The organism is Chenggangzhangella methanolivorans (genome assembly GCF_019797865.1).
Taxonomy (GTDB): domain Bacteria; phylum Pseudomonadota; class Alphaproteobacteria; order Rhizobiales; family Methylopilaceae; genus Methylopila; species Methylopila methanolivorans.
Map to the genome: position 1 here is coordinate 1375195 of NZ_CP081869.1, position 25951 is coordinate 1401145.

The following is a 25951-nucleotide window of genomic DNA, read 5'->3' on the forward strand; positions in this document are numbered from 1 at the left end:
TTGTGAGCGAGACGGATGTCGCAAGGACTAGCGCTTAGGTTGGAGCCGATCGACGGACTCCCGCTCCTTGGACATCTTTGACTTGAGCTTTGAGAACCCGGATCGCTGGTAGTGCTTCGCCTGGAGAATTATCGCGCCGTCGGCGAGCGCATGGCGGCCGTCTATCCCGTCATCCGGGCCTTCGGGGAAGGCTTCAAAGCGCAGGCCGATTTCGCGGCCGATCAGGTCGCGGGCCAGATCTTCGAATTCGCTGAAAGACAATCCGGTGAAATCATAAGCCATCAGCTCGCAGAATGCGAACTTATCTACTTGGCGGTCAAGGAGTTCAAGCGATGGTGCGAGACACATATCCCTTACCAACACCAGAAGTTTTTTTTGGGACACGCGCCAGCCGACCGGCATCAACGACCCCGCATCAGCAGATAACGAAAGGTCTCGATAAGTTGGCTCGCTTTTCGCACGTTGGCGCCGTCTAGAAGACACTGGCTGCAGTGTATCGGAGCGGACTTACGCGGCGTCCGGTGGGTCAGAAACTGCCTATTCGAGAAGCTTAGCGGCTGGCACGGCTAGCGCTGAGGCGATCCCCTCGAGCACTACGATCGTGGGGTTCCTTACGCCGCGCTCGACCCCGCTGATATAGGTCCGGTGCAACTTGGCCTCAAAGGCGAGCGCCTCCTGCGACAGGCCTTTTTCCTGCCGGAACCGCTTCACGTTGAGGCCGACCCGCCGCCGTACGTCCATGGGCGGACGGTCACGGCGATGTCGCCTATCAATCTACAGACGATGAGTCTCATTTCACTCGACACGCCCACGCTTCCGAGCACTAGTATGCTGACTATGAGTCTCATCCGGACAACGTCGAATGTGTTGCTTATCTCGGGTTTCGAAGCGGAAGGCTGATGCCTTCTCAAGACGTCAGTCGCGAGTTCCCTCTCGCGGGCTCTCGCTTCATTCATTCGATCGCCCCGGCACAGCTCATAGATCTCCGCTCGCCGCGACGCGGCTGGCGGCGGCCCATCAACATTTCTACGTGACCAGGTAGCCGACGCCATGTCGCAGGCGCTCATCGCGATCAGCATGATTTTGCAGGTTGTCTTCGTGATCAGTCTCGTAAGACTGATCTTCCACTCGCAACGAGCGTCAGCGAAGAAATGGCTTAAACTTTCTGGATGGGCGTTCCTGGTCAGCATTGCCGCGCTGTCGTTTGTCATGATGCGCCAACTGGACGACGAAGCCGTCGCTCTAGGTTTTCAAGATTCCGCGGACCACCAGAAGGCCCAGGCTGAAGGCATCCTTGATCCAGCGGTCTGGCGTGTCCGCAAGGCGGAGCTCGCCGCCGAAGCCGCGAAGCTCCGGAAGGAAGAAGAGCGAAAGGCCGAGATCCAGGAAGCCGCGGCGGCCGAGCGCAAAGCGACCGAGGTCAAACTCGCGGCCTGGAAAGAGAAGAACTGCGACAAGGATCTCGACTGCATCGGCATGAAGAAAATGGCTACCGCAAACGCCTTCTGTTCCATGGCCGTCGAGCAACTGGCCAAATACCAATCTGAGTGGAGCGACAGCTTCGGCGAGCGGAAGTTTCCCTACTATCGCTGGGGAAACCGCGCGGGCGTCGTCACCTACTATGGTGGAGCCATCAAGTTCCAGAACGGCTTCGGCGCCTGGCAGAACATGGTCTACGAGTGCGACTTCGATATCCGGCGGGACCAGCCGATCGACGTCCGGGCAGAAGCAGGTCGGCTCCGCTGAGTGTGCGCCTAAAGCCGACGCACCGGCGCAGCCGTGCCGGTCCGTCGCATATCAAAGCTGTTTCCGGCGCTTAGGCTCGGAGCGACCTAAAACACCGTCCCTTGGGTCTTGGAGGGCTGGGCCGCTGCCTGCCGTTTTCGAGTTTGTGCACCGGGTTGAGGGTTTTTGTCCGGTCGGTCAGATACGCGAGCGCCTGGCTCGTAGAGTCGACCTGGTCATCGTGCTTGCCGTTCGGGAACGCCAAGAGCTCGTTCAGCCAATCCGCATACCACGGTGCCTTAACCGGCACGTGCACTTGCCCAGACTCAAAACGCGCTGATTGCGCCAAGAAGCGTGCCTGCTTTTCAATCCGCACCTTCTGCATGATGAAGTTCCGATGGCGTGTGCGCCGTAGGTCTTGGACGATCGCCCGGCCCATGTCGCCTTCTTCCACGACGGTCTGATCAACGTCCCAACGCTCAGCGAGCGCGACGATCTGACGGCGGAGCTCCGGGACCTCGCTCCGGACTCGAAGGCAGTCGAGCAGATAGAAGTCGAGCCCCTTCGCGCCCCAGACCGTGCCGACCGACCAGTCGGCGGTTTCTGAGAGGGTCGAGGCCGTGTCCCAACTGGCGATGACGAGGTCAAATTCCTCTGGCGCCTCGACATAGCTCCGCATCCACTCGCGCTTGACGATGTTGCCCTCGAGCGGGAGCGGCTGCTGCTGGTACTGGCTCGAGAATGTGAGGCTGCCTTGGGCTCGCCGTAGCGTCTCGAGCTCTTCGAGGGGCTCGCGTTCGGGATGCAGGACCTCGTTCGCCTTGCGAACGTAGACGTCACCGGGATCGTCGCTCAGCTGATAGGTCTGGTCTTCGGGCGCGATCGCTGGGATCGCGACGACCTCCCAGTCCTCGGATTTGAGCACATGGCCCACAAGATCGTCCTCATGCAGGCGCTGCATGATGATGACGATGGCTCCCTCGACCTTGTTGTTGAGGCGGGTGCGCAGCGTGTTGTCGAACGCCTCGTTGACGCTTCGACGGCTCGCCTCGGAAAGTGCGTCGGTCGCCTTGATCGGATCGTCGACCAGGATCAGGTCCGCGCCTTCGCCAAGAATCGATCCGCACATGCCTCTCGCCAGACGGTGACCCTTGAGCGTCGTTTCCAGCTTGAGCGTGCGAGGGCGTCCCGCAAAACCAAACCGCGGAAACGTCGTTCCGAACCAGTTGGTCTGCATGACGGTTTTGGCGTCGGAGGCGAGCTTGCGCGCGAGCTCTTCGGCGTAAGACACCGCGATGATCTTCTTGGTCGGATCGCGGCCCATCAGCCAGGCCGAGAACGCGACCGAGACCGTGATCGACTTCATCGAGCGCGGCGGAACATTGATGATGAGGCGGCGCACGTCTCCGCGCGCCACTCTCTCAAGCTGCCAGCAGATGTGCTGGATGTGCCAATTGGGCTGATAGGCGCCGGGTTCCAGCGTCGTAAAGCACTTTTCGACAAAGACCTTGAGATCCTTTCGGAACACGGCGCGCAGACGCGGATCAGACATCCTCGTCGCTCTCCGTCTTCGGCTGCGCTGCTCTGTTCGCCCACTCGCGTTTGAACTTCGCGAGCGCCGCATCGATTTTCGCTTGGACGTAGTTCTCGAGCAGCGCGTCGTCTGAGGCGTCGTGATCCTGTTCAGAAGCGTCGGAGGCCAATTCGATGCGCTGTTTGCGATCGTAAATGCCCTCAATCGCACGAACGTTGCCCTTCAAGCCCTCCTGCACCCAGCGCAGCATTAGCGCTTTCTCGAGAGTGGCGCGTTGCTTCTTCTGGCTCTCGGTGATTTCAACCTCTTGGTCGAGCACCTCCTTCAGTGTGGCGCTGATGTTCTGACTTCCCTTCTTGCGGCCACCCGGATTGCCGCTCTGGCCCTTTTTGAATTGGCCGGTCTTCGGCGGCTTGCAGTACCCGACCTCGTAACCGTCATCGCCCCCGGATTCGCCATTTGCACCGGCGGGCTTCTTCGACTTCGCCATGTCGATCACTCCGCAGCCTGAACCGCGGGAACGCGGCGGCGCACGCGGATGGCCGCCGGCGCCGGTTCCACCTCGGGCTCCGGCGTCTCGTCGCTCTTGGCGCTGCGCATGGCCGCCAGTTCAGCGAAACTTGCGCCCGTCTCGACGTGGCGGGCGACGCCTCCGGACCACGCCTCCCAGCGGCGGATCGCGACATCGACATAGGCCGGGTCGAGCTCGATGACGCGCGCGCGGCGGCCGGTCTTGGCCGCCGCGATGATGGTCGTGCCGGAGCCCGAGAAGGCGTCGAGCACGATGTCATTGCGGTTCGAGACGTCGCGAATCGCGTCCGCGATCATGGCGACCGGTTTGGGGGTCGGGTGCAGCTCGAGCTCTTTGCGCAGGCCCGCCGCGCCCGGATAGGCCCAGACGTTCGTGCGGTTGCGGCCGAACTTGCCGAGTTGGACATTGTTCGCGTGCGGAGCGCTCGGCTCCTTGAACACGAACACCAGCTCATGCTGGCTGCGATACAGCGAGCCCATCGCGCCCGAGCCCTTGTCCCAGACGCAGAGGTTTTTGAGCTCAAGCTTCGACGCGGCTCCTGCTGCCAACATCTCGGCCATGTGGCGCCAGTCCATGAACGCCATGTGCACCGCGCCAGCACGGCAGAAGCGCGAGCACATCATCAGGAAGTTTGCTAGGAACGTCGTGAAGGCCTCGGCGGTCATCTCGCCGACGCCCATTACGAACTCGCTGTGGCGAGAACTGCCGACGTGGTTCCTGATCGAGACGTTGTACGGCGCGTCGCTGATGCTCATCGCCGCCTTCTCGTCGCCGAGCAGCGCCGCGTAGGTCGCGAGATCGGTGGAGTCGCCGCAGACGATGCGGTGGTCGCCGAGCTCGAACATATCGCCGAGGCGGGTGACCAGCTGCCCGGGCGTTTCCGGAACGCTGTCGTCCTCGTCCTTCTGTTCTCCCTCGGCGCCGCCCGTCTCAATGAGGCGGTCGATCTCCGGGGAGGCGAAACCCGTCACCGTCAGGTCGAACGAGATGTCCGTCTTGAGATCAATCGCGACCAGCTCGGCGAACTCGATCGCCAGGAGCTTTTTATCCCAGCCTGCGTTCTCGGCGATTTTGTTGTCGGCCAGGCGCAGCGCGCGCTTCTGAGCATCGTCGAGGTGGCTCACGCGGACCGCCGGCACGCTCTTGCGGCCGAGCAGCTTGGCCGCCGCCACGCGGCCGTGGCCGGCGATCAGCGTACCGTCGTCTTCGAGCGTGACCGGGATCACAAAGCCGAAGCCCTCGATCGAATCTTAATCTGCTCGATCTGGGCCGGCGAGTGCGTCCGCGCATTGCGCGCGTAACCTTTGATCTGGCTGATCGGGACGTCTTCGATCTTCACGCGCAGGTCGGCGTAGAGGTCGCGCGACGTAGCTGAGACGTCAGCGGCCGGGATCGGAATAGTAGTGGAGTTTCTGAAGCGGGAGGAGCTCACAGTCGTTTCGCCTGGGCATGAGTCAGCCTCTCACGCCAGACGAACTCTGGCGGTTCTCGACACTATTGTGTCGCCGAGAGGCCCAACTATAATGCCCGTGCGATGCACGTTCTTCCGAGTCGGTATACGAGGAAAGAACCACCACCGTACGCGGATGTCAAGGCCTTGGACTTGGATTTTTCAAGACCTGAAAGTACAAGTGTTTGTCAACGAGAATTGTTGCTGCTCCGAGGACATTTTCCTGCAGATTTCCCTCAGAGCAGTGAAGTTGGCGCAGGTGAGACCAGTTCGCTGTGGACCGCGTCCACCACCAACAAATCCCTGGCGTTATCCCACTCCTGAAGCCTGCGCGTTGGAAGCCTTCGTTTCCACCGTGTTATCCGCTCGGGGGGCGGCCCGCAGTTTCGCGACCTTCGACGTTTTCGACGCGCCGTCTCGCGAGTGGCGCCCGTCGTCTTCAGGTTCGAACGGCCCGGCAGGCGACGGGCGCGTTCGAGGTCGGCGCCGGCGTCGATCGATTCGGTGACGCCGCCGGCACGGCTGTCCATCTGCCAGACGTTCCAACGCCTCGCAGCCGCGAGGTGGCTTCGGCCCGTTTTTTCTCGACGTCTGGCTGGCTGCTTTGACAAACGGCATGCCTCAGCCAAGCGACTGTGGGCCTGACGGCAATAAAGACTGATAGCCAACGGCAGCGGCTGCCTGGGAAACAACCCGGCCAACCAGTCTAACGAAGGTAAGAACTTTCTCCGGCATAGATTGCCGATCGCCTACGGTCGTAGAACCTTCCAGACCGCACCTCGGTCTAGTGATGTGGATCTGATTTCTGAGGGACTCGTCGCCAAAGCTGGGTTTACGCCACGGCTCACTGTCGCTAAGAACGGAGTCTGGGTACTCTGAACGCATCGGATAGCGGGCCGTCACGTCCGCCATCAGCAGGGTTGGACCGATGGCGTCTCTCAGCATCAGGATCGATCTTCATCCAGAAGGCAGCATCGGCCCCGGGAAGATCGAACTGCTCGAAGCGATCCATCGGGAGGGGTCAATTTCAGCCGCCGGCGCGCGATGGATATGTCTTATCGTCGGGCGTGGGACCTCGTCGACGAGACGGCGAAGATCTGCGGCCGCCCGGTGGTCGCGTCGCAGACCGGCGGGAAACACGGCGGCGGAGCGAAGCTCACCGCCTTCGGCGAAGAACTGATCCAGCGGTATCGCGCGATCGAGAAGGCGGCCGCTAAGGCTGCGAAAGCCCAACTAGCCGCGTTGCAGTCCGGCACGCAGAGGTCGGATGAAAAGAATCCGGTGACTTCGAACGCCGCCTGAGCGCCGCGGCTTGGCTCTTTAGAAGGGGCGGCCGCATGCGCCCCGGCGCCTCGTCTGACGTGCGGGCAAGCTTGGTCGCGGCGGATTTGTCGAGAGAGCAGGACGCCTCGAAGCCATCGGAGGTTCGAAGCGTCAGAATCACGGTCTCACAGTCGGAGGCGGCTTCGAGCGTCCAGCGCCGTCAGTTCCGAACGGGATACGCGGACCCCGTCGCGGCCCGGTGATAGACCGCGCCGCCGAGCACGATCGCGACCGCTCCGGCGAGCACCGGCGCGACGAGGAACGTCCAGGAGGCGCCGGCAAGAATCACCACGATCGGGTCGGCTCCGGCCGGCGGATGGGTCGTTCGGGTCAGCAGCATGGCGGCGATTGCGAGCCCGACGCCCACCCCGAAGGCGAGCGGCGTCGCCCCAAAGGCCATGAAGGCCGCAAGCCCGACTGCGGTCGAAACGAGATGGCCGCCGATGACGTTACGCGGCTGGGCGAGCGGGCTGGCGGGCAAAGCGAAGACCAGAACGCAGCTCGCCCAAAGGGCGCGATCAGGAGCGCGGCTCCGGAGAACTGCGAAAGTTCGGCCAGCGCGAAGATGACGAGAAAGCCGCCGAGGCCGGCCATCGCCGCGGCGCGCGCGGCCTCCCGGGACGCCATAAGCGCCCTCCCGTTTGGTGTTCTTGTGAGAGCGTGGCGGGACCGGCGGCGAGGCCGCCGATCCCCTTGAAGGCGCTTGGCCTCAGCTCGCCTTCTTGAACCTCGCGGCCTCGTCCGAACCGCCGGTCGAGTTTCCGCTGGCGTAGGACTTGGCCCCGACGCCCGCGAGCGCGCCGCCCTGGACGATCAGATATTCGTCGCGGATCGGACGGCCCTCGAAGTGGCATTCGAGGATTTCGCGCGTTCCAGCCGCATAACGCGCCTGCGCCGAGAGCGAGGTTCCCGAGATATGCGGGGTCATGCCGTGGTTCGGCATGGCGCGCCACGGATGGTCGTTCGGGGCCGGCTGCGGGAACCAGACGTCGCCGGCGTAGCCCGCGAGCTGCCCGCTTTCGCAGGCGCGGACGATCGCGTCGCGATCGACGATCTTGCCGCGCGCCGTATTGATGATGTAGGCGCCGCGCTTCATCTTCGAGATCATGGTCTCGTCGAAGAGGTTCAGCGTCTCGCTGTGCAGCGGGCAGTTGATCGTCACGACGTCGCAGACCTTGACCATGTCCTCGACGGTGTCGTGCCAGGTGAGGTTGAGCTCCTTCTCGACCGGTTCCGGCAGACGATGGCGGTCAAAATAGTGCAGGTGCACGTCCCAGGGCTTAAGACGGCGCAGCACTGCTAGGCCGATACGGCCGGCAGCCACCGTGCCGATGTGCATGCCCTCGACGTCGTAGGAGCGCGAGACGCAGTCGGCGATGTTCCAGCCGCCCTTCTTCACCCACTCGTAGGACGGCAGGTAGTTGCGGACCTGGGACACGATCATCATCACCACATGCTCGGCGACGCTGATCGAGTTGCAGAAGGTGACTTCCGCGACGGTGATGCCGCGCTTCACCGCGTCGATCCACGCCTTCGCGTCGCGGCCGCGGCTGTCGGGCTACTCCACCACCAAGGGCGCGGTGATGGCGATGACACGCGGCCTCGCGCTCGAGCTCGGGCCCGACAAGATCCGCGTCAACGCAGTTTGCCCCGGCCCGGTCGACACCGCCATGCTCCGCGGCTTCGCCAAGACCGAGGAGGCGCGCGATCGCATCTCGACCGGCGTCTGGGGCCTGAAGCGCCTCGGTTCGCCGGAGGAAGCCGCGGGTCCGATCCTGTGGCTCGCCTCCGACGAGTCGACCTTCGTGACGGGCGCGGCCTTCGTGGTCGACGGCGGCACGCTCGCGGCCATCTGATCGGAGCGCCGGTTTTCTGCGCGCGACAATCCACTAAACATTCCCTCCATTGCGCCGCCAAGCGCAATGGAGGTCGGCTTGGGCGAACAGAATCTCGATCGGCTGTCGGCCATGCGCGCCTTCGCGATGGTCGGCCGGCGACTCTCCTTCGTGAATGCGGCCGCGGCGCTCGACATCAGCGCCTCGGCGCTCAGCCGCCGAATCGCGCAGCTCGAGAACGCGCTCGGCTGCCGACTGCTCCACCGCACGACCCGAAGCGTGACCCTGATGGAAGCGGGCGAAATCTATCTCGACCGCTGCCTCGACGTGCTGGCGTGCGCCGAGGAGGCGGACGCGGCGGTCTCGGCCCACGCGGTCGAGCCGCATGGCCTGCTGCGGATCGCGCTGCCCAACCTCTATGGCCAGAAGGTGGTCGCGCCGCTGCTGCCGCGCTTCATGGAGCGCCACCCGCGGCTCAAGCTTCAGCTGCTGTTCGACGACCGGTTCGCGGACCTTGTCGAGACGCGCGTCGATGTCGGCGTCCGCATCGGGACGCTGACGAGCGGCGACTATGTCGTGCGCAAGCTGACGATGAACCGGCGGAACCTGTGCGCGTCCCCGCCTATCTCGAACGGCGCGGCGCGCCGACGGCGATCGACGATCTCGGCGCGCATGACTGCCTGCATTTCAGCCCGCTGATGGACGGCGCGAGCTGGCGGCTCGTCCGCGACGGACGCGCCGCCGACGTGACGATCGACCCCTTGCTCCAGGCCGACAACGCCGAGGCTCTGCGGCTCGCCGCGCTCGGCGGGCGCGGGATCGCGCTTCTGGCGGATTTCCTGGTCGAACCCGACCTCGCCGAGGGACGGCTCGTCCGCGTCCTGCCCGAGTGGCAGGTCGCCGACAGCACGGTCTACGCGGTCTACCCGCATGGCCGCCACGTGCCGGCGAAAACGCGCGCCTTCGTGGACTTCGTGGCGGCCGAGATCGGCACTTAGGCCGCGACCTTCAGCACGACGCGGAAGCGCGCCTTGCGACGCAATCGCATGCAAGCGCAGCATGAAGGACAGATTGTCCAACTTGCCTGGAAGTCGCCGGGCGCAGAAGGACATTTTGTCCACTCGCGCGCGACGAAGATCATGGAGACCGTTGAAAAACGAGGCGCTTGGCGGGTGGCCCGGACATTGCTGACCGGCTCGGCGAACGCGGCGAAGACCGCGTCGCCCGGGACCGCCAGGAGGCTCCATGTCCGCAAGCATCGCCGCAGACGCCGGCTTCTTCAGCCGCGAGCGAACCATCGCCGCGCCGACCTTCAATCGCTGGCTCGTGCCGCCGGCTGCGCTCGCCATTCATCTGTGCATCGGCATGGCCTACGGCTTCAGCGTCTTCTGGCTGCCGCTCTCGCGCGCGGTCGGGATCACGCAACCCGTCGCCTGTCCGGCCGACATGAGCTTCCTCGCAGGGATGGTGGCCACGGGCTGCGACTGGAAGATCAGCCAGCTCGGCTGGATGTACACGCTGTTCTTCGTGCTGCTCGGCTGCTCGGCGGCGATCTGGGGCGGCTGGCTCGAGCGCGCAGGCCCGCGCAAGGCGGGCCTCGTCTCCGCCGCCTGCTGGTGCGGCGGCCTGCTGATCTCGGCGCTCGGCGTCTACACCCACCAGCTCTGGATGCTGTGGCTCGGCTCGGGCGTCATCGGCGGCGTCGGTCTCGGCCTCGGCTACATCTCGCCGGTCTCGACGCTCATCAAGTGGTTCCCCGACCGCCGCGGCATGGCGACCGGCATGGCCATCATGGGTTTTGGCGGCGGCGCCATGATCGGCGCGCCGCTCGCCGATTTCCTGATGCGCCACTTCGCGACCGAGACTTCGGTCGGCGTGTGGCAGACCTTCGTGGCGATGGCCGCGATCTACGTGGTGTTCATGGTCGGCGGCGCGCTCGGCTACCGCGTTCCGCGCGAGAACTGGAAGCCGGCCGGCTGGACCCCGCCGGCGCCTTCCGCCAACGCCATGGTGTCGGCCAAGAACGTCGACCTCAACGTCGCGACCAAGACCCCGCAGTTCTGGCTGATCTGGCTGGTGCTCTGCCTCAACGTCTCGGCCGGCATCGGCGTCATCGGCATGGCCTCGCCCATGCTGCAGGAGGTGTTCGGCGGCAAGCTCATCGGCCTCGACATTCCGTTCAGCGAACTCTCGGCCGCCCAGAAGGCCTCGATCGCCGCGATCGCGGCCGGCTTCACCGGTCTGCTCAGCCTCTGCAACATCGGCGGCCGCTTCGCCTGGGCGACCTCTTCGGACAAGCTTGGCCGAAAGCTCACCTACGCGATCTTCTTCACGCTCGGCGTCGTGCTTTACGCGCTCACCCCCACCTTCGCGGGCTTCAACACCACGCTGTTCTTCGTGCTCGCCATGGGCGTCATCATCTCGATGTATGGCGGCGGCTTCGCCACCGTCCCGGCCTATCTCGCGGACATGTTCGGCACGAAATATGTCGGCGCGATCCATGGCCGCCTGCTGACCGCCTGGGCGACCGCAGGTATTCTTGGCCCGGTGCTGGTGAACTATCTGCGCGAATACCAGCTCGCCGCCGGGCTGCCGTCGTCCCAGGCCTACAACCAGACCATGTACATCCTGGCGGGCCTTCTGGTGCTCGGCATGATCTGCAACCTGCTGGTCCGCCCGGTCGCGGCGCGCCACCACATGGCCGAGGACAAGACCGCGCGGCAGGCGAACGCCGCGACGGCGCAGGCCAGCATCAGCGAGACCCCGACGGCGGCGGCCACGACCTCGCTGGTCCTCGTCGGCCTCGCCTGGGCCGCGGTCGGAATCCCTCTCGCGATCGGCGTGCTGATCACGCTGCAGAAGGCCGTGATCCTGCTGCACTGAGCGGATCGCGCGTTCTGCTCCCCTCCCCCTTGCGGAGAGGGGAGAAGCATAACGCGCGACGTCCGTGACCCCTTCTCCCGTTTGCGGGAGAAGGTAAGGATGAGGGGGCATAGCGCAGCGGGATCCGAACGCCGCTCGTCCGCCCTGGAAGCGCTCAATTCTGAAGCCTCTGAGCTTCAATTCTGAAGCCTCGGAGCTAACGCCCCTCACCCCTACCCTCTCCCGCAAGCGGGAGAGGGAGGCGGGAACCTCCAGCCTCTCGACCGGCGACAAACCGGCGGGCCTTCGCGTTCAGCGCCGCGATGTTCTAATCACGTGGCGGCGGACTATCCGCCCGAGACGGCGGCGCCATGAGCGACCAGACGACAGCTCCAGACGACCAGCCGGACGCGCCGAACGATCCATGGCTCGCGCGCGCCCACATCCTCGTGGTCGACGATGAGCCGGGCATGCGGAACTTCCTCACCCGCACGCTGACCCCGCGCTGCGCGCGCGTCGAGGCGGTGGAGAACACGGCTGCGGCCGGACGGCTGATCGACGCCAGCCATTTCGACCTCATCATCCTCGACAACAAGATGGCGGGCCGCACAGGCCTGGAATGGCTCGCGGAGCTGCGCCGCGACGGCTTCTTCACCGAAGTCATCCTGATCACGGCCTTCGCCGACCTCGAGACCGCGATCGAGGCGCTGCGCGCCGGCGCGGCCGATTTCGTGCTGAAACCGTTCCGCACCAAGCAGATCCTCAACGCGATCGCGCGCTGCCTCGACCGGGCGGCGCTCCGGCGCGAAAATTTCGTCCTCCGCCGCCAGCTCGGCGCGAGCCCTGAGCCCGAAAAACCCGGCCGCCTCGTCGGGACCTCGCCCCAGATGGCGCGCATCCGCGAGATGGTGGCGCGCGCCGCCGCCACCCCGACCACGGTGCTGATCACCGGCGAATCCGGCACCGCCAAGGAGATCACGGCGCGGGCGCTCCACGACCAGTCGCCCTATTCCGCAAAACCCTTCGTGCCGGTGAACTGCGCGGCGATCTCCTCGGAGATCATCGAGAGCGAGCTGTTCGGCCATGTGAAGGGCGCCTTCACGGGCGCGGCGTCCTCGCGCGAGGGCCTGTTCTTCTATGCGCAGGGCGGCACGCTGTTCCTCGACGAGGTCGCCGAGCTTCCGCTCGCGCTTCAGGCCAAGCTGCTCCGGGTGATCGAGGACCGCAAGGTGCGGCCCGTGGGCTCGGACCGCGAGGTGCCGATCGACGTCCGGCTGATCGCCGCCACCAACGCCGACCTTTCCGAAGAGGTCGCGGCCGGGCGCTTCCGCGCCGACCTCTTCTACCGGCTCGACGTGTTCCGCATCCACCTGCCGCCCTTGCGCGACCGGCCGGAAGACGTCGAGGCGCTGGCGCGGATGTTCATGGGGCAGATTTCGGCGCAGCTCGGCCTGCCGCCGCTCGCGCTCGATGACGAGACGTTGAAACGCTTCGCGGCCTATCCCTGGCCCGGCAACGCCCGCGAGCTGCGCAACCGCGTCGAGCGCGGCCTGATCATGGGCGCCTTCGACGTGCCGCATGTCGAAGACGCAGGCGAGGCCGAGACCGACGACCTGTCGGAACTGGAAAAGCGCCACATGCTGCGGGTGCTGGACGCCGCCGGCGGCAATCGTGCGGAGGCTGCGCGCAGGCTCGGCGTGTCGCGCAAGACGCTCGACCGCAAATGCGCCGAGTGGAATGCCTGAGAGCCCCTCCTCGGACTGGCGGCTGCGGTCGGTCCGCTCGCGCCTGCTCGCCATCGCGCTGCTGCCGATGGGCGTGGTGCTGCCCGTAGTGCTCGGCTTCGCGCTGTTCTGGTGGCTCGCCCAGTTCGACGCCCTGCTGATCTCCAAGGCCAATGACGACCTCATCATCGCGCGCCAGTATCTCAGCCGCCTGAAGGAGCGCGGCGGCGAGCAGCTGACCGCCCTCGCCCAGTCGCAGGCCTTCGCCGACGCCGCGCGCTCGGGCGGGATCCGGCGCCTGCTCGACGCAAGGCGCGCCGAACTCGGACTTGATTTCCTCTACCTCGTCGAGCGCAACGGCGCGGCGACGCCCGATCCCGAGCGCAAGGTGGTGGAGGCGGCGCTTTCCGGCCGCCCCGAAACCGCGCTCGACCTGTTTGAGCAGGACGAGATGATGCGCCTGTCGCCCGGCATGGCGGAGCGCGCGCGGGTCGAGCTGGTCAAGACCCCGAACGCAGCCGAGACCGACCGCACGGTCGAGACGCGCGGCCTCGTGATCCATTCCGCGACGCCCGTGACGCTCGGCGACGGGCGGCGGGCCGCGCTCGTCGGCGGCGCGCTGCTCAACGGCAATCTCGGCTTCGTCGATACGATCAACGACCTGATCTACGCCCATGGCGAGCTGCCGGCCGGCGGCCAAGGCACCGCGACGCTGTTCCTCGGCGACGTGCGCATCGCCACCAATGTGCGGCTGTTCGGCGATCGCCGCGCGCTCGGCACGCGGGTCTCGCGCGAAGTGCGCGACGCTGTGCTGGGCGAGGGCCGCACCTGGCTCGACAGCGCCTTCGTGGTCAACGACCGCTACATCTCGGCCTATGAGCCGATCGTGGACGGCGGGGGAACGCGCGTCGGCATGCTCTATGTCGGCTTTCTGGAGAGCCCGTTCCGCACCGTGCGCTGGACCATGATCGCGGCCGTGCTCGCGGCCTTCGCGCTTGCCGCCGCCCTCACCCTGCCTTTCCTGCTGCGGCTTGCGCGCGCGATCTTCCAGCCGCTCGAGCAGATGAACCGCACGATCGCGGCGGTCGACGCCGGCGACCTGTCGGCCCGGACCGGCAACCTCGCCTGCCATGACGAGATCGGCCTCGTGGCGCTTCGCTTCGACGAGCTGCTCGACGGCTGCAGGCCCGCGACGCGGAGCTTCGGACCTGGGGCGCCGAGCTCGACGCCCGGGTGGCCGAGCGCACCCGCCAGCTCGAGGACGCCCGCCCGCCAACTGGTGATGTCGGAGAAGCTCGCGGCGATCGGCGAGATCACGGCCGGCGTCGCACATGAGATCAACAACCCGATCGCGGTGATCCAGGGCAATCTAGAGGTCGCGCGCGAGGCGCTGGGACCGGCGGCGCTCGACGTGAAGACCGAGTTCGACTTGATCGACCAGCAGGTCCACCGGGTGAACATGATCGTCACGCGGCTGCTCCAGTTCGCGCGGCCGGACGAATACGCCGGCTATGTCGAGCAGGTCGCGCCGGGAAGCGTCGTGACCGATTGCCTCGTGCTCGTTCGCCACCTGCTCGAACGCGCCGCCATCACGGTCGAGACGACGGATGCGACGAGCCGCGAGGTCGAGGTCAGCCGCACCGAGCTGCAGCAGGTCGTCATCAACCTGATGGTCAACGCCATCCACGCCATGCCGGAGGGGGGCGCGCTGACGATCTCGACCGCCGACGAAGCCCGATCGGGGGCGCCCGGCGTCGCGATCCGGGTGATCGACACCAGCGTCGGCGTTCCGTCCGACAAGCTCGAAAAGATCTTCGACCCGTTCTTCACCACGCGCACGAGCGGCGGAACGGGGCTCGGCCTCTCGACCAGCTACACGCTGATGGCGCGCTATGGCGGGTCGATCACCGTCGAAAGCGAGGTCGGTCGCGGCTCGACGTTTACGATCTGGCTGCCGGTCGCGCTTAGCTGTTCAGATGCGCCCCGTTGAGCCGTTCGAGGTCGGCTGCGGCGATCTCGAGCTTCCGCTCCATCTCCGCATTCCACTCGGCGAGGTCGCATTCTTCGGGAAGCCACATCTTGATGTCGTAGGGGGCCCCTCGTTGAGGCGTGACGGTGAAACGCGTCAGGCCGTCTGCGTCCACGCCCGTCTTGCGCATGTTTTGGGCTCTGACGAGCAACATGAGGAACCGCGACAGGGTGACGATCGCGGCGGAAGAAGCTGTGGTCGTCATCGGCTCCTCATGGCGCTAGGCCGCTCATTATCAGGCGATGCGCGGCATGTTTCACTGATTTGGATTAGGCGCCCCGACGACGCCGCCGGCAGACTCGATGCTTTGGGCGAGAAGCCCCCGCCCTCGCCCGCGCGTCACGCCGTCGCCGGCCTCGCGGCGCGCTGGCGATCGCCTCGCCGGCCGGCGTCGGGAGACGACTTCGCCAGAAAGATTTGAGCGTTACGAAGCCGCGCTTATCCGGATGACCGCCGCGACGCTTGGGACGCCGTTTCGGCTCGATCGCGAACAGCATCCAGTCGCCCGGGAGCAGCCGCGCGCCCTTCGTCTTGAGGTCCAGGGCGTACGTCGTCCCGTTGACGGCCGCCGGCTTCAATTGCACCCGACCTCTGGTCGTTGCTGACCGAATGGTCACGGCCGCCAGCCTGATGAGCGAGAACTGGGGAGACCGGAACGTCGGTCGACACGCTGATGCGCTCGCCCAGTCGCGCTGTGGCGGGCGCGCTCGTGATCGCCGGCCGGGCCGCGAGCGATCCGTCGTCGTTCAACAAATAGGGAGGCGTCAGAATCTCTGCGTCGGGATGATTGGTGTCGCATGGGGAACCGCACAGCCCGCCGCCGCCGACGAACACCCTCGCGTCCTTCATGAGAAGCGCGATGCTGTGATAGTTCCGCGGGACCGTCATGGGCGCGAGCCTCCGGAAGGCTCCGTTTCCGCCGGACTTCGACCAGAGCTCGGGATCATGACCGACCGCTCGTCGCTGAAGGCTTCTGGAAAATTGCTTCCTCCGATCACGACGACGTCTCCGCCCGGCAGGGCGACGGAGTTGGCGAAAGCGCGGGGCGAAGGCCATCGGCCTTTGCCTCGTCACCTGGATCGGTCCCTTCGGCCCGTCCCCAAAGTCGATCAGATGGGCTCCATCGGACGCCTGGAGGCTTTCATAGGCCGGAGCCCCGCCGATCTTCAGCAGCTTGGTCGGCCCGATCATCACGACGTTGCCGTTCATGGCGTAGGCGTCGTCGCCCCGATCGCCGGCCGGCAGAATGCGCCCGTCGCCCTTGACGTCGATCCAGTGCATTTGCGCGCTGGGGCCGGCGTGCAGCACGTATCTATCGCTGTAGGCGAACAGCCACATGTGGTTGTCGGAGCGGAACTGTCCGGCGGGATCGGGTCCTGCGAGGTCTTCGCCGTTGACGCCCGAAAGCACCCGCCAGCCAGAGAGACGGTTCCAGACTTCGCTCTTCTTGTATCCGATCCCGCCGCTCCATGATCCGCCGACGGTCAGCACGTCGCCGGACGGCAGCACGGCGTCTCCCTGATAGCCGCGCGGCACGTTCATTTCCGCGCTCGTGGTCCAGACGTTCAGCTCGGGATCGTAGATGCTGGTCTTGGCGTTGCTCGATCCGCCGTTCACGAGGATGCGACCGTCAGGCAGGGTGGCGGTGCCCGGACAGAAACATGTCGTGGCCGGTGCTCGAGACAGTCACGGACGTCGAGGATCCGCTCGCGAGATCGAAGATCGTCGTGAAGGTCTTTCCCTGATCGTCGCCGAAGGTGAACGGGTCATGGGACGCCCACATGAGGATCTTGCCGTTGCGCAGCGTGGACGCGGCGACCGGGATCAGCGGCAGGGAGATTTTCGGCGACCAAACCGACTTCAGTGCGGGATCCGACAAGGTCCATTTCTGGGAGTTTGCCTCGCCGCACGCTGCGTGGAGCGACGCCGCATCGTCGTCGATCGACGAGTCGGCGACGTCGAGACATTCGCCGGACACCGCCGAAACGATCTGGAACCAGTCCTGAACGCGCCGGAAACTCCAGTTCTGGCTCGCCTCGCCGTTGCACGGCGCCTGAACGACTGCGGCTCCGTCGCTCGGACGGGCCGCGAGGCACATGCCGGAGCGGACGTTGACGATCCGGCTGACGGCCGCCGTCTTCTGGAACAGCCACCTCTGGTGCGGCTGATCGGAGCAACGGCCTTGGGACACGCGCGCGCCGACCTGAAGATTCGCGTCCTTCAGCTCCGCGCACATTCCGCTGTTGCGGTTGACGAGCAACCGCTCGACCCGAGCGAACGCGCCGCCCGACCCGATGAACGCCAGGCAGACGACCGCTGCGACAAAGGAGACGATGGGCGCCCGCATGACAGTTCCCCGAAACGTTTGACGAGGAATTCCTAGGCTTGCCCGCCATGCCGCTTAAGACGCTCAAAAGAGAGTCTCGAGCAGCGCGGGCGACGCCCTGGGGCGGCGTAGGCGTAGAAAGTGGTAGGGCCAGCATCGGGTCCGCCGTCATATCCGGACAGGGCGACACGTCTTTTTGCCGCCTCCATCGCCTCGAAGCTGAATCGAGGCGGCCAATGCGCGGAGGTACTGAAGAGCGATCGTTCCGCTCTTGGGAGCCTTCCAGATGTCCTACATGGTCGTGTCACGAACGGAGCCGCCTCACACGATGGTCGCGGCGACCGTCACCGAAGCCCTCGAGCTTGCGCGCGAACTCGGGCAGGCGGAGCATGAGAAGGTGACGATCCTGAGCGACAGCGGCTGGATTCTCAGCCTCGACGAACTCGAGAATCTCATCGAAGGCTGAGAGCGGGCTCAGGCCGAACGGCGAACCGCGCAAGGTCGATCGCGCCGCGCGCGAAGGCGCGGGTGCGCTTCTCGACCCTCCCGAGCGCGAACATCGCGTGGAATCTCGGCGTCTCGTAGCGCGCTCCGGCGAGCCAGCGTTCATAGCGCGGCTCGATCACCTTTCGGATGACGGACGTCCAGCGCGAGCACAGAGATTCTTCCGAGAACGCCTCCGCCGCAGCCCGGCCCGTCTCGACGAGCCGTTCATACGCCGAGCGGTCGTGCTTGAGCACGAACGCCGCCTGCATGACGCCCTCGACCGTTCTCGCCTGAAGAAAGTCCTGTCCGGGCCGCCCGACCTGCTCATAGGCGCTGTCGAAGCCGCCGATAAAGGGAACCTCGGCCCGCCAGGCGTTGATCAGCTTGCTCGGGGGCTTGGTGGGATAGCGCCGGCGATCGAAACTCCGCACCCCGACAAGGATGTCGACGCCGCTGAAGTCGTGCCACGCCTCCCGGGGCGGCGTCAGGAACTCCAGGTCGATCGAGGCGAAGGCCTTGCGCCAGAAGACGGCGTCGGCGGCGAGATTGCCGTTGAACGTCTGCCCGACATAGGCAGCCGTCTCGACGCTTTTCCGACCGCCGCTGCGCTTGATGAGTCCAGGCTGGGCCCACAGCGGCAGGTATGTCGCCGTCGCAGACGCCTGGAGCTTGTTCTGGACGATGTGGTGATGGGCCCAGCGCCGCGCCGGGTAGTCCGCGCGGAGGCAAACGACGAAGGCCGACGATCGTCCTCCGATTTTGCCGAGCTGGTCGGAGTGCACGAAGTTGATCGCGTCGTCCCGCAGGCGGTTGCTGCACGACACCGGCAAGTAGGTCCATTGCGCGAGATTGAGATAGGTCTGGAGGCTCCAGCACAGGTCGCCCTGGGAGGCGATCCCCGCGGCGACGCCGGGGTCGCGCGCGAAGCAGTCGGCCACGCTGCGGATCGCCAGGAACCGCGGCATCGCGTGGTCCGGCTGGTCGATCACGAAATTGAGCTGCGGCGTCATCTGGGCGAACCGTGGAAAGCAGGACTTGGGTCAGGTCGCGAGCTCACGGGAGGCCGGCGCGGCGGCCGATCATGTCGGAGAAGACGCTCTTCAGCCTCCGATCGACGCGCTCGAGCCTCATGAGGTGGCCGAAGGGCGGGGCCGTTCGCATCGCGGGATTGAGGCGCAGCCCGAAGCCGAGGACGTCCGCTCCGGTCTGGCGTCGCCCCCGACACCATTGCGCGACCCCGGTCCAGAAGGCCGCGGCCGCAAGCCGGCGCCGCGCGAGCGCGCGCAGAGCCTCCGCGTCCTCGAGCAGTCGCCCGTCGCTCCCGAAGAACGTGTCGAAGGCGTCAGCCCGCTGAGCGTAGTCGATCAGGACGTTCCGGTAGTAGTCCGCGGACATGTTGGCGCCGTGCAGCCGATAGACCGCCTGCGGAACCGGCGTATCGGCGACGTCGCCATGAGCCGCGAACCTCAGCCACATCTCCATGTCGCCGGCGTGCGGCAGGGACGGAAGATAGCCGCCGATCGCCTTCTGCGTCTTCGTCCGCACGATGGCGGTCGGCGTCGGCACGAGATTGCGGATCTGCTCGCAGTGCTCCTTGACGAAATCCCGGCCTGGACGCACCCGCCAGCTTGGGTCGACGCGGTCGTCGCGAAGCGCGGGCGCGGGTTCGTCGGGGCGCGCGGTCTCGCAGGCGCCGTAGGTCAGCACGACCTCGGGCCGGGCGTCCATCAGCGCGGCCGCGCGCTCGAGCGCGCCGGGGGCGAGATAGTCGTCGGCCGACAGCGACAGGAAGTACGGAGCCGTCGCCCAGGCGATGCCCTCGTTGTAGGTCGCGATGTGGCCTCGGTTCTCCCGGTGGACCAACGCCTCGACCCGAGGATCGGAGGCGGCGAGCTCGCGCGCGACATCGGCGGAGTCGTCCGGCGAGGCGTCGTCGATGATCAGGACGCGAACGTCGTTCATCGATTGGGCGAGGATGCTGCCGACGCATTCGCGAAGGAAGCGCCCGTAGCGATAGCAAGGTATCGCGATGTCGACGACCGCCATGGAGCCCTCGCAGTCGGAGCGTTGCCGGATCAAGGTCTGATGCGACGCTAAGCGCTCTGCGCTCGGCCGCGCGACGCCCCCGATAGGACGCCGCAGAGATCGAAAGTGGTACGCGCAGGGCCGATCAGGGCCTCACGTCAGGCGCAGCCGGGCGCTTCGATTGACCTGCGCTTTGGAGTCGATGTTCGAAAACCCGTTGAGACTGATGTCGGTCAGGCGTAGGAATCCGCTTCCGCACGCCACGATCGGATCGCCTTCGACGGGTTCGCAGGGCTGGCCGGGAGCCGCGAGATAGCGGGACGTCGGCTCGACGACGTCGGCCCGCCAGATCGTCACGCGGCGGTCGTCGAGGAAGCAGAACGCGCCGTCGAACGGCCGCGACGAGGCGCGGATCAGGCGGCGGATCGTGTCCGCGTCGGTCCGCCAGTCGATCCTGGAGTCGTCGGGGCGGCGGGGATAGCAGCGCAGCGCCGCCGAGGGATCCGGATTCTGCGGCACAGGCTCCTCGCCGCGCGCGATCGAAGCGAGCGCGGACGAAAACAGCTCCGGCATCGTCGCGTCGATCCAGTTCTGGACGTCGGTGACGTAGGTGTCGGCCTCGAGCGGATAATGGGTCCGCGCATAGATCGGACCGGCGTCGAGCTCCGGCGTCATCTGGTGGACGCACAGGCCCACATGGGGCTCGCCCGCCAGTATCGCCCAGTTCGGACAGGCGTTTCCGCGAAATCGCGGCAGGTCGCCGGCATGTCCGTTGAGAACGCCGCGCGCGAAACAGGCGAGCGTCGCCGGCTTGATCAGCGTTCTCCAGTTCAGCGAGATCCCGAGTTCGCAGGCGGCGTCCCGCATGGTCTCCACGATCTGCTGGGAATTGACCTTCGCGGTTTCGACGAAGGCCGCCCCGCAGGCGAAGGCGAGCGCCGCAAACGGTTCGCTGGCCGCCATGTCGCCGGAGGTCACGACGAGTCCGATCGTGTGCCCGTCCGTGAGCAGACGACGCGCGGTATCGACGAGCAGTTTCGTGCGGCCGACGATCGCCAGTCTCATGGCCTGGTCGTCAGCTCCCCGACGCCTGGTAGATGACGTCGACCCAATAGTTGGACTTGTTGAAGCTGAGGTTGGGAAACACGCCGGACGCGCCGTAGGCGTAGACGCCGTTCCCGCCGCTCGCCGCATCCGACGGCGCGGTCAGCGCCCCGCTCGTGCGCGCGGAGGCGAAGTAGTTCCCGTCGACCGAATAGTATCCCGCGGTGTGGTACGAGGCCACGTAGGTCACGCCGGTCGAGACCGGGACCGGGGTCGAGAACAGCACCTGCTGCCAGCCGCTGGCCGTCTCGTTCGCGAAAGTCGTGGTCGCAAGCAGCGTCCCGTTCGCGTTCCAGAGGCGGGCCTGATGCACGCCGACATTCTGCGGCCCCTTGAAGAAGCGCATTCCCACGATCGTCCCGGCGGCGCTCACCTGGAACTTCACGCCGAGCTCGACGGACTGGGAGTCGTTTTCCGTCACGGTCGCCGGCGTGTCGGTCGTCGCGAACAGCGTCGTGCCCGGGGGCGGCGGCGGCGGCGCTGCGGGCGCGAACACCACGTCGACCCAGTAGTTCGACGCATTGGCCAGAGTGTCCGGAAACACCGTCGCAGCGCCGTAGTGAAACACGCCGTTGCCGCCGCCGGCGGCTCCCGGCGCGGTCAAGGGAGCATTGGTCCGCGCGTTGGCGAAATAGCCCGGATCGGCCGAATAGAAGCCGTTGGTGTGATAGGACGCCACGTAGGTGACCCCCGCCGAGACGGCGACCGGCGTCGCGAAGGTCGCGGTCTGCCAGCCGGTCGCGGTCTCCTGGGCGAAGGTCGCGGCGGCGAGTTGCGCGCCGCCGGCGCTCCAGAGGGCTGCGCTGTGCGGCCCGACGTTCTTCTCGCCCTTGTAGAACCGCACGCCGGTGATCGACCCGTTCTGGGATGACGAGAACCTCACCCCGAGTTCGACCGAATTGACGTCCTGCGTGAAGACGTTCGTCGGCTTGTCGGCGTAGCTCCAGAGGCTCTTGGTCGCCGCCGGCGCGACCGTGATGGGCACGCCGGGCTTCGGCGCCTCGAGGTTGGCGCTGTCGTCGGCCGCGCGCGAGCGGATGACGTAATTTCCGGCGGACTGGGCGATCCAGAGATAGGACCAGGACGCAAGGCCCGCAGCCTTGCGCCAGGTGGCGCCGTTGTCGGTCGAAACTTCGACGCCCGCCACCACGCCGCCGACGTCGGTCGCGGTCCCGGTGATCGTGACGAACTGGCCTTCGACGATGCTGGCTCCGCTCGCCGGCGCCGTGATGGTGGAGACCGGGGGCGTCACGTCCGTCGACTTCGTCGCGGCGGTGAGACCGTTCTGAAGCGTCGCCGGCTGGACGTTCATATCGGCGAACAGGTTGACCACCGCCTGGCGGACGCGCGTGTCGGTGGCGGTGGCTTCCGCGTCATGTTGCGCGTCGAGGCCCCAGACCAGGTAGACCGTGCCCGCGCCGAACACCAAGCCGCCGCCGGATCCGCGGTAGAGCGTCATGCTGTGGGTGGCGTTAGCCGAGCCGAGCGTCAGACCGTAGTCGCGCAGATATGTGCCGACCGCGACAGTCGTCAGCGACAGGTCGATGAGGCCGGCGGGCCGGAAGCCGTTGTCGACGTCCTCGTCCCACTCGTAGCCGAGATAGTTCGTGACCAGGGAGGCCGTCTGGCCCGGCGTCAGATTGGCGACGGAGGTGTTGCGCCAGAAGCGGAAGCGCGACTGGGCGTAGGGGATCCTGATCGTGTCGAGGCGATAGGAATCGACCTGGAAGATCGTGCCCGTCAGGGCGTTCTCGGGCCGGCCGCCGTCGGAAGGCGGCGAGAAGCGCGGGTCGCGCCACGTCCCGGTCCATGTCGCGCTCGGGTCGGTCTTGGCGTTTTCGCGCGTCTCCTTGTAGCAGACCATCGTCCGGTACGGCGTCGCGCTTGGGTCCGTGCTCGGCTCCCAGCGGATCTTCCAGTAGCACTCGTTGCCGCTGAAGAAAGCGAGGTTGACCCCAGCCGCGCGGGCCGCCTCGACGTTCGCGCGTTGCGCGGCCGACCAGTATTCGTCGTGGCCGACCGAGAGATAGATCTTTCGCGTCAGAAGCTGTCCGCCCCGCCGGTCGACGTCGACGCCGGTCGTGTAGGAGACGTCGTAGCCGTTGCGCTCGAGCCAGCGGATCATCGAGTGCTCGACGCCGAAGATCCAGTCCCACGGGCCGCTCTGGAACTGGTAGCCGCGGGTGTTGTACGGCCGATTGTAGCTGACCTTGACGGCGCGATTGATCGCGGTCGCGCCGCCGTAGAGGCTATAGTTCCCCCACGAGTTGTAGGCCTGCCACGTCGTGTCCGACGTCTGGAAGATCAGGTCGCTGGTCGCGCCGTCGTCGCGCACCACGAAGGGATGTGGTTAGCGCCTGTGGTCGCGTCCTGGCGAACGAGCTTGGCGATGTAGAGCCCGGAGACGGCGCTCGCCGGCACGGCCCAGCTCGCCGACGTCGCCCAATTTCCGCAATCGACGAGGCCGAGAGCCGCGTTGACGATCGGGGCCGGCTGGGTCTGCGCGCTCGGGAGCTGCCGTTGGATCGTCGTCACTTTGCGCGCGCCCGATCCGCCGTAATAGCCGAGGCGATAGATGTCGATCCTGTAGTTGGTCGAGTCCGTCAGGATCTTGAAGCTGACCGTCTGGCCGCGGTTGACGCTGATGTCGGTCGCGAAGCCGACGATGTTGTCGTCGCCGATGCCTTGAAGATCCCATTCGCTGGCCGGGTTTCCGGCGAGCTGGTTCTCGATCGAGATCTTGTTCGTGGCCATGGAGCGTTCGCCTGGGTCTCGGACGGACCGATCCGTCCTTCGCGAGCCTCCGGCCCGATGATGAGGACAGCGATCGCGCAGGAGGGAGTGAAGCGCACGCTCGCCGCGGCGAGCGCTTCCTTCCATCGTGGGATGGGCTCGTCAGCCGAGACCTCTTGGCGTCGGCCTGGCGACGCAACACCGTTTCAGGATGAGGACAGGAGCCCTCCGAACGGTAGAAAGTGTTACGGCTGGACTTTCGACGGACCGGCTCGTGGACGCTCGCGCGAGTCGGCTGGAGCGACGCCTGACCCTTTCGACGGATGCCCTGGCCAATCCCGCACGAAAGAGGTAGCCGGCGTCGCCGAGCCCGATCCTTCGGGCGCGTTGCCCCAAACCGGACGCCTCGGCCATCACCACGGGGGCGGTCGACGGGGAGTTCGGGCCATGAAATCGTTCGAGACGTCGAGCCGCGGCTCCGTCACCGTCCCGAAGCCGCGCGCGACAAGACCTGACGACACGATCGTTGGGCTCTCCCGACCGTGACGGCTTCGTCGCCGGATCGCGCGGCGCCGTCCACCGCGCGCCGCATCACCTTGGCGGTGCTCGCGATGTGGCTGTCGCGCGTCGCCGCCATCGCGCTCGGCCTCTTGCTGATGCCGCTCCTGTTCGCGCGGCTGCCCGCCGCGGAGCTTGGCGTATGGTTGCTTCTCAGCCAGAGCGGCGTCCTGATCCTGCTGCTCGATTTCGGCCTGACCTCGACGCTCATCCGCCGCTTCGCGTTCTGGCAGGGCGACCTCATGGTGGGCGGGGGCGAATCCGACGACGCGGCCCGGAGCTTTTCCCGGCTCGCGGCGACGGGACGGCGGCTCTATTTGATGATCGCGCTCGCGGTCGGAGGAATTTCCTGGCTCGGCGGGCTCGCCTTCATCGCCACGCTCGATATCGATCGGCGCTGATGCAGGAAGCTCTGCTCGCCTGGTCGATCATCTGCTTCGGGCAAGCGATCGCGCTGTCGAACGGGCTCTGGACCGCGGCGATCTCGGGCCTTGGCCACGTCGCGCCGGTCTCGCTTCTCGCGATCGCGTTCAACGCCGCCACGATCCTCGCGCAGTGCGCCATCGTCATCGCCGGCGGCGGGCTGACGGCGCTCGCGGTCGCCGGCGCACTTGGCAGCCTCGGATTTCGCATCGGCGCGGTCGCCTATCTCCGGCGCAAGGAACCCTCGCTGGCCAAGATCAATGGCGGGTGGGACAAGGCGACCGCCGTCGACCTGATGGGGCCGTCGCTGAAGTATTTCCTGACCGAAGTCGGCGCGCTTCTGCTGATGAAAGCCGACCCCTACTTCATCGCCGCCTTCCTCGATCCCGCCAGCCTGCCGGTCTACGCCGCCAACTATCTGCTGGCCTTCAACGCTGCGGTGATCTCGATCGCGATCGGCGACGCCGGCAACGTCTATGTGTCCCAGCTCTGGCGGACCGGGACGACCGACCGCGTCCGGGCGATCGTCCTCAGGAGCATGAGAGTGGGCATGGGGCTCATGGCGCTGGGCGCCGCTCTCCTGCTGTTCGCGGGGCCGTCGATCACGGCGGTCTGGCTCGGCGACGGACGCTTCGTCGGCCTGCCCGTCATGGCGACGTTCAGCGCCATGCTGATCCTCTACACGCAGCAGAGCCTGCTCTTCGGCTTCTCGCGGGCGACCGAACATGAGGTCTACGCCGGTTGGTATCTTGCGGCCGGCGCCCTGAACATCGGCCTGAGCTTCGTGCTGACCCCCACGCTCGGCCTCGTCGGCGTCGCCTTGTCGACCCTGCTGGCGCAGGCCGCCACGACCGGATGGCGGATACCTCTTTTGGGATTGCGGCGGCTCGACATCGAGCTCTCGCAGTATCTCTCGCACGTGGCCGCGCCGATCGCCGCGCTGTTCATCGCCGCCTGCGCGGCGATCTGGCTCGTGACCTACGGACCGCGGCGCCCGACGCGCCGTTGGCCAAGCTGATCGCCGCGACGGCCGCGGGCGGCGCGGTCGGACTTGCGGGCTTCTGCACCCTCGTGCTCGACGACGGAATGCGCGCCCGCCTGCTCCAAAAGGCGGCGCAGCTGGGCCGGCGCTCTCTCGCTCCTGGCGAGTGACATCGTCCGACTGTCTGAGCGCCTACGCCCTTTGACTTCCCCGTGGGCCCGGACGGCAAGAAAGACGGACGGAAGATCGACAGGAATCCTAGGTCGCGGCGCGCGCAGACGCCCGCCTATCGTCGGCGCG

At 66.3% G+C, this 25951-nt stretch carries 21 protein-coding genes and 5 pseudogenes; 11 read left to right on the top strand and 15 right to left on the bottom strand.

Going from position 1 to position 25951, the window contains the following annotated elements; genetic code table 11:
- Window positions 1-27: 27 nt before the first annotated feature.
- Together K6K41_RS07240 and K6K41_RS07245 are read right to left on the bottom strand one after the other, a co-directional pair.
- Entirely contained in the window at window positions 28-402 is a 375-nt protein-coding gene (locus K6K41_RS07240) for a restriction endonuclease (protein WP_261404492.1), read from the bottom strand.
- A gap of 135 nt (window positions 403-537) precedes the next feature.
- Window positions 538-741 carry a helix-turn-helix domain-containing protein gene (locus K6K41_RS07245; RefSeq protein WP_261404493.1) on the bottom strand — a complete coding sequence of 68 codons (204 nt, stop codon included), beginning with the start codon at window positions 739-741 and terminating at the stop codon, window positions 538-540.
- 309 nt (window positions 742-1050) lie between these two features.
- Here K6K41_RS07245 and K6K41_RS07250 point away from each other — a divergent pair, with 309 nt between their 5' ends.
- Window positions 1051-1746, top strand: a complete 696-nt coding sequence (locus tag K6K41_RS07250) for a hypothetical protein (protein ID WP_261404494.1) — start codon at window positions 1051-1053, stop codon at window positions 1744-1746.
- Window positions 1747-1816: 70 nt separating this feature from the next.
- Here K6K41_RS07250 and terL read toward each other — a convergent pair whose 3' ends face one another.
- The 3 genes from terL to K6K41_RS07265 are packed head-to-tail and all read right to left on the bottom strand — an operon-like array spanning window position 1817 to window position 5017.
- A complete protein-coding gene (gene terL / locus K6K41_RS07255) occupies window positions 1817-3277 on the bottom strand; it encodes a phage terminase large subunit (RefSeq protein WP_261404495.1) in 1461 nt (486 codons plus the stop codon).
- On the bottom strand, window positions 3270-3749 hold the full coding sequence (locus K6K41_RS07260) for a DUF5681 domain-containing protein (protein WP_261404496.1): 480 nt from the start codon (window positions 3747-3749) through the stop codon (window positions 3270-3272). The genes terL and K6K41_RS07260 overlap by 8 nt, the downstream gene beginning before the upstream one ends.
- Before the next feature lie 5 nt (window positions 3750-3754).
- Window positions 3755-5017 (bottom strand): DNA modification methylase, encoded by a 1263-nt coding sequence (locus K6K41_RS07265; protein WP_261404497.1) that lies wholly within the window; start codon window positions 5015-5017, stop codon window positions 3755-3757.
- A gap of 1152 nt (window positions 5018-6169) precedes the next feature.
- On the opposite strand from K6K41_RS07265, the pseudogene K6K41_RS07270 reads away from it, so the two are divergent.
- Window positions 6170-6543, top strand: a pseudogene (locus tag K6K41_RS07270) (winged helix-turn-helix domain-containing protein).
- Window positions 6544-6724: 181 nt separating this feature from the next.
- Here the strand turns inward: K6K41_RS07270 and K6K41_RS07275 are convergent.
- Window positions 6725-7045: an HPP family protein gene (locus K6K41_RS07275; protein WP_261404498.1), complete on the bottom strand. Its 321-nt coding sequence runs from the start codon at window positions 7043-7045 to the stop codon at window positions 6725-6727.
- A gap of 228 nt (window positions 7046-7273) precedes the next feature.
- A pseudogene (locus tag K6K41_RS07280) lies at window positions 7274-8083 on the bottom strand (NAD-dependent formate dehydrogenase); the annotation flags it as partial.
- On the opposite strand from K6K41_RS07280, the gene K6K41_RS07285 reads away from it, so the two are divergent.
- From K6K41_RS07285 to K6K41_RS07305, 5 genes and pseudogenes are all read left to right on the top strand, one after another.
- Entirely contained in the window at window positions 8067-8420 is a 354-nt protein-coding gene (locus K6K41_RS07285) for an SDR family NAD(P)-dependent oxidoreductase (protein WP_261404499.1), read from the top strand. The pseudogene K6K41_RS07280 and the gene K6K41_RS07285 overlap by 17 nt on opposite strands.
- A gap of 126 nt (window positions 8421-8546) precedes the next feature.
- Window positions 8547-9397, top strand: a pseudogene (locus K6K41_RS07290) (LysR family transcriptional regulator).
- Window positions 9398-9644: 247 nt separating this feature from the next.
- Window positions 9645-11282 (top strand): OFA family MFS transporter, encoded by a 1638-nt coding sequence (locus tag K6K41_RS07295; RefSeq protein WP_261404500.1) that lies wholly within the window; start codon window positions 9645-9647, stop codon window positions 11280-11282.
- Between the two features lie 350 nt (window positions 11283-11632).
- On the top strand, window positions 11633-13006 hold the full coding sequence (locus tag K6K41_RS07300; protein WP_261404501.1) for a sigma-54-dependent transcriptional regulator: 1374 nt from the start codon (window positions 11633-11635) through the stop codon (window positions 13004-13006).
- Window positions 12999-14975: pseudogene (locus K6K41_RS07305) on the top strand (cache domain-containing protein). Before K6K41_RS07300 ends, K6K41_RS07305 begins: the two are co-directional and overlap by 8 nt.
- Here the strand turns inward: K6K41_RS07305 and K6K41_RS07310 are convergent.
- The 3 genes from K6K41_RS07310 to K6K41_RS07320 all read right to left on the bottom strand — a co-directional run bounded on the left by K6K41_RS07310 (window position 14950) and on the right by K6K41_RS07320 (window position 17361).
- Window positions 14950-15219: a hypothetical protein gene (locus tag K6K41_RS07310; RefSeq protein WP_261404502.1), complete on the bottom strand. Its 270-nt coding sequence runs from the start codon at window positions 15217-15219 to the stop codon at window positions 14950-14952. The pseudogene K6K41_RS07305 and the gene K6K41_RS07310 sit on opposite strands and share 26 nt — an antisense overlap.
- A 233-nt stretch (window positions 15220-15452) precedes the next feature.
- Window positions 15453-16631, bottom strand: coding sequence for a hypothetical protein (locus K6K41_RS07315; RefSeq protein WP_261404503.1), 1179 nt, complete (start codon window positions 16629-16631; stop codon window positions 15453-15455).
- A gap of 13 nt (window positions 16632-16644) precedes the next feature.
- Window positions 16645-17361, bottom strand: coding sequence for an RICIN domain-containing protein (locus tag K6K41_RS07320; RefSeq protein WP_261404504.1), 717 nt, complete (start codon window positions 17359-17361; stop codon window positions 16645-16647).
- 307 nt (window positions 17362-17668) lie between these two features.
- Here K6K41_RS07320 and K6K41_RS07325 point away from each other — a divergent pair, with 307 nt between their 5' ends.
- Entirely contained in the window at window positions 17669-17806 is a 138-nt protein-coding gene (locus K6K41_RS07325; RefSeq protein WP_261404505.1) for a hypothetical protein, read from the top strand.
- On the opposite strand, the gene K6K41_RS07330 is transcribed toward K6K41_RS07325, so the two are convergent.
- The 5 genes and pseudogenes from K6K41_RS07330 to K6K41_RS07345 all read right to left on the bottom strand — a co-directional run.
- On the bottom strand, window positions 17793-18836 hold the full coding sequence (locus tag K6K41_RS07330) for a hypothetical protein (protein ID WP_261404506.1): 1044 nt from the start codon (window positions 18834-18836) through the stop codon (window positions 17793-17795). The genes K6K41_RS07325 and K6K41_RS07330 overlap by 14 nt on opposite strands.
- 43 nt (window positions 18837-18879) lie before the next feature.
- Window positions 18880-19872 carry a glycosyltransferase gene (locus tag K6K41_RS07335; protein WP_261404507.1) on the bottom strand — a complete coding sequence of 331 codons (993 nt, stop codon included), beginning with the start codon at window positions 19870-19872 and terminating at the stop codon, window positions 18880-18882.
- 132 nt (window positions 19873-20004) lie between these two features.
- Window positions 20005-20916: a methionyl-tRNA formyltransferase gene (locus K6K41_RS07340; RefSeq protein WP_261404508.1), complete on the bottom strand. Its 912-nt coding sequence runs from the start codon at window positions 20914-20916 to the stop codon at window positions 20005-20007.
- Window positions 20917-20926: 10 nt separating this feature from the next.
- Complete coding sequence (locus tag K6K41_RS30250; RefSeq protein ID WP_428978597.1) at window positions 20927-21376, bottom strand: DUF4082 domain-containing protein; 450 nt, start codon at window positions 21374-21376, stop codon at window positions 20927-20929.
- Between the two features lie 33 nt (window positions 21377-21409).
- Window positions 21410-23694, bottom strand: a pseudogene (locus tag K6K41_RS07345) (N,N-dimethylformamidase beta subunit family domain-containing protein); the annotation flags it as partial.
- Between the two features lie 536 nt (window positions 23695-24230).
- Between K6K41_RS07345 and K6K41_RS07355 the strand changes: the two are divergent.
- The 3 genes from K6K41_RS07355 to K6K41_RS07365 are packed head-to-tail and all read left to right on the top strand — an operon-like array spanning window position 24231 to window position 25821.
- Window positions 24231-24647 (top strand): hypothetical protein, encoded by a 417-nt coding sequence (locus tag K6K41_RS07355; protein WP_261404511.1) that lies wholly within the window; start codon window positions 24231-24233, stop codon window positions 24645-24647.
- Window positions 24647-25687, top strand: coding sequence for a lipopolysaccharide biosynthesis protein (locus tag K6K41_RS07360; RefSeq protein ID WP_261404512.1), 1041 nt, complete (start codon window positions 24647-24649; stop codon window positions 25685-25687). Before K6K41_RS07355 ends, K6K41_RS07360 begins: the two co-directional genes overlap by 1 nt.
- On the top strand, window positions 25675-25821 hold the full coding sequence (locus tag K6K41_RS07365) for a hypothetical protein (RefSeq protein WP_261404513.1): 147 nt from the start codon (window positions 25675-25677) through the stop codon (window positions 25819-25821). The genes K6K41_RS07360 and K6K41_RS07365 overlap by 13 nt, the downstream gene beginning before the upstream one ends.
- Window positions 25822-25951 lie beyond the last annotated feature (130 nt).

Coding starts and splice junctions, on each gene's coding strand:
- K6K41_RS07240 (WP_261404492.1), bottom strand. CDS start 402: ATGCCGGTCGGCTGGCGCGTGTCCCAAAAAAAACTTCTGGTGTTGGTA.
- K6K41_RS07245 (WP_261404493.1), bottom strand. CDS start 741: ATGGACGTACGGCGGCGGGTCGGCCTCAACGTGAAGCGGTTCCGGCAG.
- K6K41_RS07250 (WP_261404494.1), top strand. CDS start 1,051: ATGTCGCAGGCGCTCATCGCGATCAGCATGATTTTGCAGGTTGTCTTC.
- terL (WP_261404495.1), bottom strand. CDS start 3,277: ATGTCTGATCCGCGTCTGCGCGCCGTGTTCCGAAAGGATCTCAAGGTC.
- K6K41_RS07260 (WP_261404496.1), bottom strand. CDS start 3,749: ATGGCGAAGTCGAAGAAGCCCGCCGGTGCAAATGGCGAATCCGGGGGC.
- K6K41_RS07285 (WP_261404499.1), top strand. CDS start 8,067: ATGCCGCGCTTCACCGCGTCGATCCACGCCTTCGCGTCGCGGCCGCGG.
- K6K41_RS07295 (WP_261404500.1), top strand. CDS start 9,645: ATGTCCGCAAGCATCGCCGCAGACGCCGGCTTCTTCAGCCGCGAGCGA.
- K6K41_RS07300 (WP_261404501.1), top strand. CDS start 11,633: ATGAGCGACCAGACGACAGCTCCAGACGACCAGCCGGACGCGCCGAAC.
- K6K41_RS07310 (WP_261404502.1), bottom strand. CDS start 15,219: ATGACGACCACAGCTTCTTCCGCCGCGATCGTCACCCTGTCGCGGTTC.
- K6K41_RS07320 (WP_261404504.1), bottom strand. CDS start 17,361: ATGCGGGCGCCCATCGTCTCCTTTGTCGCAGCGGTCGTCTGCCTGGCG.
- K6K41_RS07325 (WP_261404505.1), top strand. CDS start 17,669: ATGGTCGCGGCGACCGTCACCGAAGCCCTCGAGCTTGCGCGCGAACTC.
- K6K41_RS07330 (WP_261404506.1), bottom strand. CDS start 18,836: ATGACGCCGCAGCTCAATTTCGTGATCGACCAGCCGGACCACGCGATG.
- K6K41_RS07335 (WP_261404507.1), bottom strand. CDS start 19,872: ATGGCGGTCGTCGACATCGCGATACCTTGCTATCGCTACGGGCGCTTC.
- K6K41_RS07340 (WP_261404508.1), bottom strand. CDS start 20,916: ATGAGACTGGCGATCGTCGGCCGCACGAAACTGCTCGTCGATACCGCG.
- K6K41_RS07360 (WP_261404512.1), top strand. CDS start 24,647: ATGCAGGAAGCTCTGCTCGCCTGGTCGATCATCTGCTTCGGGCAAGCG.